Source organism: Cryobacterium sp. TMT4-10 (genome assembly GCF_004403275.1).
GTDB classification, from domain to species: Bacteria; Actinomycetota; Actinomycetes; order Actinomycetales; family Microbacteriaceae; genus Cryobacterium; species Cryobacterium shii.
The window spans coordinates 1-6,084 of sequence record NZ_SOGU01000031.1 but is presented as its reverse complement, the minus strand read 5'-3'; the positions used below and the strand labels follow the sequence as shown (position 1 = coordinate 6,084).

General features: G+C 72.2%; 8 protein-coding genes. 4 read left to right on the top strand and 4 right to left on the bottom strand.

Translation table 11 applies throughout. From position 1 onward, the window contains the following. Nucleotides 1–212, bottom strand: a 212-nt coding sequence (locus E3T42_RS17035; RefSeq protein ID WP_206750366.1) for a hypothetical protein, incomplete at its 3' end; no start/stop codon positions are given. Nucleotides 213–216: 4 nt separating this feature from the next. Between E3T42_RS17035 and E3T42_RS04600 the strand changes: the two genes are divergently transcribed. Beyond that, the gene (locus E3T42_RS04600) at nucleotides 217–1,185 is read left to right on the top strand and encodes an NAD(P)-dependent oxidoreductase (protein ID WP_134366004.1); all 969 of its coding nucleotides are present in this window, start codon (nucleotides 217–219) and stop codon (nucleotides 1,183–1,185) included. Between the two features lie 70 nt (nucleotides 1,186–1,255). Here E3T42_RS04600 and E3T42_RS04595 read toward each other — a convergent pair whose 3' ends face one another. Continuing rightward, a complete protein-coding gene (locus E3T42_RS04595) occupies nucleotides 1,256–1,618 on the bottom strand; it encodes a GntR family transcriptional regulator (protein WP_134365954.1) in 363 nt (120 codons plus the stop codon). A 182-nt stretch (nucleotides 1,619–1,800) separates the two neighbouring features. On the opposite strand from E3T42_RS04595, the gene E3T42_RS04590 reads away from it, so the two are divergent. Then, complete coding sequence (locus tag E3T42_RS04590; protein WP_241975834.1) at nucleotides 1,801–2,574, top strand: ABC transporter permease; 774 nt, start codon at nucleotides 1,801–1,803, stop codon at nucleotides 2,572–2,574. A gap of 36 nt (nucleotides 2,575–2,610) precedes the next feature. Here the strand turns inward: E3T42_RS04590 and E3T42_RS04585 are convergent, their stop codons facing one another. Both E3T42_RS04585 and E3T42_RS04580 read right to left on the bottom strand, forming a co-directional pair. Then, nucleotides 2,611–3,105 (bottom strand): hypothetical protein, encoded by a 495-nt coding sequence (locus E3T42_RS04585; protein WP_134402567.1) that lies wholly within the window; start codon nucleotides 3,103–3,105, stop codon nucleotides 2,611–2,613. An 85-nt stretch (nucleotides 3,106–3,190) separates the two neighbouring features. Next, nucleotides 3,191–3,628, bottom strand: coding sequence for an Lrp/AsnC family transcriptional regulator (locus tag E3T42_RS04580; protein WP_134365956.1), 438 nt, complete (start codon nucleotides 3,626–3,628; stop codon nucleotides 3,191–3,193). 222 nt (nucleotides 3,629–3,850) lie between these two features. Here E3T42_RS04580 and ddaH point away from each other — a divergent pair, with 222 nt between their 5' ends. Both ddaH and rocD read left to right on the top strand, forming a co-directional pair. Continuing rightward, the gene (ddaH, locus tag E3T42_RS04575; RefSeq protein ID WP_134365957.1) at nucleotides 3,851–4,756 is read left to right on the top strand and encodes a dimethylargininase; all 906 of its coding nucleotides are present in this window, start codon (nucleotides 3,851–3,853) and stop codon (nucleotides 4,754–4,756) included. Continuing rightward, nucleotides 4,753–6,033 (top strand): ornithine--oxo-acid transaminase, encoded by a 1,281-nt coding sequence (rocD, locus tag E3T42_RS04570; protein WP_134402566.1) that lies wholly within the window; start codon nucleotides 4,753–4,755, stop codon nucleotides 6,031–6,033. Before ddaH ends, rocD begins: the two co-directional genes overlap by 4 nt. Nucleotides 6,034–6,084 lie beyond the last annotated feature (51 nt).

Genomic DNA, 6,084 nt, shown 5'->3' with positions numbered 1-6,084 from the left:
TGCTGCGCCGCTGCGCGGGTGGCCCGCCGCGCGCGCAACGGCGCAGCACGCGCGCAGCGCGGGTCACCCCGCAGGTCACCCCGCAGGTCACCCCGCAGGTCACCCCGCAGGTCACCCCGCAGGTCACCCCGCAGGTCACCCCGCAGGTCACCCCGCAGGTTCCGCCGCACGTCCCGGCGCACTCCACCCCGCGCCGCGCCCCCCGCGAGCATCCCGGTGAGGGTCCTCGTGACCGGGGCGAGCGGCTTCCTCGGCCGCGCCGTCGCGGCCGAGATCGCGGCTGCCGGGCACGAGGTGCGCACGTTCCAGCGCCGCGCGTCGGGCGTTCCCGGCGTCGCCGACGTGCTCGGCTCGGTCACCGCCCCCGACGAGGTTGGCCGCGCCGCCGCCGGCATGGACGCCGTCGTGCACCTGGCCGCGAAGGTCTCCCTCGCGGGCAGGCCGGCCGATTTCGAGGCCGTGAATGTGGGCGGCACCCGCACGCTGCTGGCCGCGGCCACGGATGCCGGCGCCACCCGCTTCGTCTTCGTGTCGTCGCCCTCGGTGGCCCACGCCGGCGCATCCATCGTCGGCAGCGGCGCCGACCCGGCCGACCCGTCCCGGGCCCGCGGGCACTACGCCCGTACCAAGGCCCAGGCCGAACTGCTCGCGCTCGGCGCCGACTCCGCGAGCCTGCACGTGGTCGCGGTGCGCCCGCACCTGGTCTGGGGCCCGGGCGACACGCAGCTCGTCGCCCGCATCGTCGACCGGGCCCGCCGCGGCCGGCTGCCGCTGCTCGGCCACGGCGCCGCCCTGATCGACACCACCTATGTGGACAACGCTGCCTCGGCCATCGCGGCCGCGCTCGAGCGGGCCGACGCGGTGCACGGCCACTCCTACGTGGTCACGAACGGGGAGCCGCGCCCCGTGGCCGAGCTGCTCGCCGGAATGTGCCGGGCGGCGGGCGTGCCGGCCCCGGCCTGGCGGGTTCCGGCAGGAGTCGCCCGCGGCGCGGGATCCCTGATCGAGGCGGCCTGGCGCATCCGTTCGGGCGCCGACGAGCCGCCGATGACCCGGTTCCTGGCCGAGCAGCTGTCGACCGCGCACTGGTTCGACCAGCGCCGCACCCGCGCCGAACTGCGGTGGGCGCCCGCGGTGAGCCTGGACGAGGGCTTCCGCCGCCTCGCCGCCGCCTACGGGCGGTAGCCGCAGCCGCGCACGCCGCGAAACCCGCGCACGCCGCGCACCGCGCACGCAGCAGCCGAGGCCGCCGACGCTACGAACGGATGCCGAGGGCCGCACGCACGATCTGCAGCGCCTCCTCCGGGGGCAGGCCGAGCGCGCGCATCCGTTCGGCGTAGGCGACCGCGGCCCGCTGCGCCTGCTGGTGCGTGGCGTCTCCGGTCGCGGCGATGAAGGAGCCGAGCCGGCCGCGGGTCTCGATCACCTCGTCCTGCTCCAGCTCCCGGTAGGCGCGCGCGACCGTGTTCGCGGCCAGGCCGAGGTCTTCGGCGAGGCGGCGCACGGTGGGCAGCTTGTCACCCGGGGCCAGCGCGCCGGTGCGCACGCCCTCGATCACCTGCCCCCGCAGCTGCTCGAACGGCGGAGTGGGGGAGTGCGGGTCGATGACGAGTTGCATGCCGGGCATCCTTCGTGTGCGTTACGTCCCACGCTACCGGTGCCCCCGGTGCCCTTCTCCGCCGCGAGTGCGGGTGAATTGTCGCTCTGGCGTCCTCTAACCGACGATTCACCCGCACTCGCGAACCGAACGGATGCGCGCGGCCGGCCACTCCGGGCACACCGGCTCGGTAGGCTCGTCACGTGACCTGGCCCCGCGACCTGCCCGCCCAGCTGGCGGCACTGCTGCCGAGCCTGGCCGGCGTGCTGTTGCTCATCCTGATCGTCACGCTCGTGCTCTGGACCTACCGGGTGTCGCATCCGTTCGCGCCGGCGCTCGCCGTGCTGCGCGGAGCCCTGCAGCTGGCCGCGATCAGCCTGGTGCTCAGCGGCATCATCTCCGATCCGCTCTGGGTCGGCGTGGGCCTCGTCGTCATGTTCACCGCCGCGGTCGGCACGGTCACGCGGCGCATCGGCGCCAGCCGGCAGCACTTCGCCTGGGTGGCCGCCGCGATGGGCCTGGGCGTGCTCGCCTCCCTCCTGGTCGTGTTCGGCACCGGCGCGCTCGAGTCGACGCCGCGTTACGTGCTGTCCTTCGGCGGCATCATCATCGGCAACGCCATGTCGATCGCCACGCTCTCCGGCCGCCGCTTCGGCGAGGCGGTGACCGAGCGCTGGGACGAGGTGGAGGGCTGGCTGGCCCTCGGCGCCACGCCCCGGCAGGCGACCCGCGAGCTGGCCCGCCGCGCCGTCTACTTCGCGCTGATCCCCTCGACCGACCAGACGAAGACCACCGGCCTGGTCACCCTGCCCGGTGCCTTCGTCGGCGCCATCTTCGGCGGGGCCTCGCCGCTCGAGGCCGGTCGCTTCCAGATCATCGTGCTCGCCGGCATCCTTTGCGCCGGTTCCATCGCCGCCGTCGCGCTGATCCACCTGCTTGCGCCCGTGCGGCAGCGCCCCCTCACCGCCCCGGTCTGACCCGCCGCCTCGCAGCAGCGCCCGGTCCGCGGGCCGCTAATGCAGCACCAGGAACTTGGCGAGGATCAGGAACCCGGCGAGCAGCACGGTTCCCACCGCGACGAGGGCCAACGGCCAGCCACGGATGCCGCGGAGCCGCACCCCCGACACCGCCACCACGCTCAGCAGCACGCTGGCCGTGATCATCTTGACCAGGGTCGCGGTCCTCGTGTCGCCGCCGAAGAAGAGCACCACGAGCACCGCCAGCAGCGGAGCGAATGCGGCGGATATCATCGGTGCGCTGACCCGCAGATGGTGGCGGATGCTGCCCCACCCGGCCGTCTGATCCCCGATCGAGTAGGCGAAAACGTGCGTCGCGTAATACACGAGGTTCGTGATCAGGACCACGATGATGATCGTCGACGCGGCGCTGTCGCCGAGCCCGATCAGCGTGCTGGCGGCCACGAGTAGGCCGTAAGCCGCAGCGCTGATGCGCTCGGCGCCGGCCGGTCCGATCTTGCTTGGAGCCTGGGCGTTCTTCGGTGAGGCCACGGCTCCAGTGTCGCGGGGGTCGCGCTCGAGCGAAAGGGGCGACGGATGCCGCCGGCCCTACTCCGGCGCGCCGGCTCCGCTGCCGCTACTCCGCGGCGCGGTGGATCAGGCGGGAGAGCACGATCGCGCTGCGGGTGTGGTCCACGTTCGGCGCCAGGCGCACCTTCTCCAGGGCCGCCTCGAGGCCGGAGATGTCCCGCGCCCGGATGTGCACGATCGCGTCGGCGCTGCCGGTGACGGTGCCGGCATCGACGACCTCGGGCACGCCGGAGAGGATGCGCAGCAGTTCCTCGGGCGCCACGGTGCCGCGGCAGAACAGTTCGACGTAGGCCTCGGTGCTCATGCCGTCGATGGCCGGGTCCACCTGGATCGTGAAGCCGCGGATGACCCGGTCGGCCACGAGCTTGTCGACCCGCCGTTTGACCGCCGACGCCGACAGGCCGACGACCCCGCCGATATCCCCGTAGCCCGCGCGGGCATTCTGGCGAAGAAGGTCGAGAATGCCGCGGTCTAGATTGTCCATTCCGAGAGTCTACGGCGAAAACATGCGTCGAGCGCGGAAACCACGCGCATTTCGAGCGCAGATTCGCGTGACATACCGATTCATGCTGTGTGAAACTAGGAACGGCGTCCCTGCCCGGATCCGTTCGGCTCCGGCAGGGCTCTCGTGAGTGACCTGGTCCGCCATCCACCCCCGCATTCCGACCTCGCCCGAAGCCGGCGGAGTGCAGCAGAAGGAGTCCCCATGTCGACCAATCTCACGTCCCTTGATTTCGCCGCCCCCGACCTCACGGTCCCGGGTCTCACCGTCCCGAACCCGGACGAGAGCATCGCTTCGGCCCGCCCCGAGCGCATACCGGTCAGGCGCACCATCCTGATGTGCAAGCCCGACTACTTCACCGTCGTGTACCGCATCAACCCGTGGATGGACCCGGCCATCCCGACCGACACTGCCCTGGCCGTCGCGCAGTGGCAGACCCTGTACGACACCTACGTCGGACTCGGTTTCGACGTGCACCTGATTGACCCGATCGACGGGCTGCCGGACATGGTCTACGCGGCCAACGGCGGCTTCGTCGTCGACAACATCGCGTACGGCGCGGCTTTCACCTATCCGGAGCGCCAGCCGGAAGGCCCGGCCTACATGGACTGGTTCCGCGAGAGCGGCTTCGACGTGCGCGTCCCGGTCGAGATCAACGAGGGGGAGGGCGACTTCCTGCTCGTGGGCGACGCGATCCTTGCCGGCACCGGCTTCCGCAGCGCCTCGAACAGCCACGAAGAGGTGTCGGCCATCTACGGCCGTCCGGTGATCACGCTTAACCTGATCAACCCGAGCTTCTACCACCTCGATACCGCCATCGCCGTGCTCGACGACACGAACATCGCCTACCTGCCGAGCGCATTCGACGAGCCGAGCCTCGTCATCCTGCGCGAGCGCTACCCGGATGCCATCATCGTCACCGAGGAAGACGCGGCCATCCTCGGCCTCAACTCCTACTCCGACGGCTACAACGTCGTCATCGCCGCCCGCGCGAAAGACTTCGAGCGCCAGCTGCGCGCCCGCGGCTACAACCCGATCGGCGTCGACCTGTCCGAGCTGCTCCTCGGCGGCGGCGGAGTGAAGTGCTGCACGCTGGAGCTGCGCCGATGATCGACCAGACCGCGGCCGCCCAGACCACGACAGCCCAGACCACGACAGCCCAGACCACGGCCGCCCTCGATCAGGCGTCCTACATCGCGCTCGAGAACGAGCACGCGGCCCACAACTACCACCCGCTGCCCGTCGTCGTCGCCTCCGGGGACGGCGCCTGGGTGACGGATGTCGACGGTCGCCGCTACCTGGACTGCCTGGCCGCCTACTCCGCGGTCAACTTCGGCCACTCCAACCCGGTTCTGCTGGAAGCCGCCCGCGCCCAGCTCGGCCGCATCACGCTCACCAGCCGCGCCTTCCACAACGACCAGCTCGGCCCGTTCGTGACAGCGCTCGCCGAGCTCTCCGGCAAGGACATGGTCCTCCCGATGAACACGGGCGCCGAAGCGGTCGAGTCCGGCATCAAGGTAGCCCGCGCCTGGGGCTACCGGGTGAAGGGCGTCGCCGACGGGCTGGCCAACATCATCGTGGCCGGCGAGAACTTCCACGGCCGCACGACCACGATCATCAGCTTCTCCGACGACGAGTCCGCCCGCAAGGACTTCGGCCCGTTCACGCCCGGGTTCCGCACGGTTCCCTACGGGGACGCCGCGGTCCTCGAGGCCGCGATCGACCAGAACACGGTCGCCGTGTTGCTCGAGCCGATCCAGGGCGAGGCCGGCATCGTCGTGCCGCCGGCGGGCTACCTGCCCGCCGTGCGCGAGATCACGACCCGCCATAACGTGCTGTTCATCGCCGACGAGATCCAGTCCGGCCTCGGCCGTACGGGCGCGACCTTCGCCTGCGATCTGGTCGGGGTCGTGCCGGACCTGTACCTGCTGGGCAAGGCGCTCGGCGGCGGCATCGTTCCCGTTTCGGCGGTGGTCGGCAACGCGGACGTCCTCGGCGTGCTCCGCCCTGGCGAGCACGGCTCGACCTTCGGCGGCAACCCCCTGGCCGCGGCCGTCGGCCTCGCCGTGGTGAAGATGCTGGCCACCGGCGAATACCAGGAGCGCGCCCGCGTTCTCGGCACCCGACTGCACGACGGGCTGAGCGCCCTGATCGGCCGGGGCGTCGTCGCCGTGCGCGGCGCGGGCCTCTGGGCCGGGATCGACATCGACCCGACGGTGGCGTCCGGCCGGGCGGTCTGCGAGGCCCTCCTGGCCCGCGGCGTGCTCGCGAAGGACACCCACGGCTTCACCATCCGCCTGGCCCCGCCGATCGTGGTCTCCGAGGCCGACATCGACTGGGCCGTCGAGCAGCTGGCCGCGGTGCTCGCGGAATTCGCCGCCGCCTAGCCGCGCCCGGCCGCGCCGCCGCCTCCGAGCGCCCGCCGCGGCCCGCGCCCG